1 protein-coding gene is annotated in these 932 nt (G+C 51.6%); it reads left to right on the forward strand.

Annotation, left to right across the window (positions count from 1 at the left end):
* Positions 1–932 (forward strand): elongation factor Tu (gene tuf, locus ACKWMY_RS28190; RefSeq protein WP_409487545.1); only part of this gene is annotated, 932 nt, incomplete at both ends.

The raw sequence follows: 932 nt of genomic DNA on the forward strand, positions 1-932 counted from the left end.
GCTCGTGGTATCACCATCAACACTTCTCACGTTGAATATGACACCCCGACTCGTCACTACGCGCACGTTGACTGCCCAGGGCACGCCGACTACGTGAAAAACATGATCACCGGTGCTGCTCAGATGGACGGCGCTATCCTGGTTGTAGCTGCGACTGACGGCCCTATGCCTCAGACTCGTGAGCACATCCTGCTGGGTCGTCAGGTTGGCGTTCCTTACATCATCGTATTCATGAACAAATGCGACATGGTTGATGATGAAGAGCTGCTGGAACTGGTAGAAATGGAAGTTCGTGAACTTCTGTCTGCTTATGACTTCCCTGGTGATGACCTGCCGGTTGTTCGTGGTTCAGCGCTGAAAGCACTGGAAGGCGAAGCTGAGTGGGAAGCTAAAATCATCGAGCTGGCTGGTCACCTGGATTCTTACATCCCAGAACCAGAGCGTGCTATCGACCTGCCGTTCCTGCTGCCAATCGAAGACGTATTCTCCATCTCCGGTCGTGGTACCGTAGTTACCGGTCGTGTTGAGCGCGGTATCGTTAAAGTTGGCGAAGAAGTTGAAATCGTTGGTATCAAAGACACCGTTAAGTCTACCTGTACCGGCGTTGAAATGTTCCGCAAACTGCTGGACGAAGGCCGTGCTGGTGAGAACGTTGGTGTTCTGCTGCGTGGTATCAAACGTGAAGACATTGAACGTGGTCAGGTACTGGCTAAACCAGGTTCCATCAAGCCACACACTCAGTTCGATTCAGAAGTGTATATCCTGAGCAAAGAAGAAGGTGGTCGTCATACTCCATTCTTCAAAGGCTATCGTCCACAGTTCTACTTCCGTACCACTGACGTGACCGGTACCATCGAACTGCCAGAAGGCGTAGAGATGGTAATGCCAGGCGATAACGTGAACATGGTTGTTACCCTGATCCACCCAATCGC

The sequence above is a fragment of the Serratia sp. J2 genome (assembly GCF_046269175.1).
Taxonomy (GTDB): domain Bacteria; phylum Pseudomonadota; class Gammaproteobacteria; order Enterobacterales; family Enterobacteriaceae; genus Chania; species Chania fonticola_C.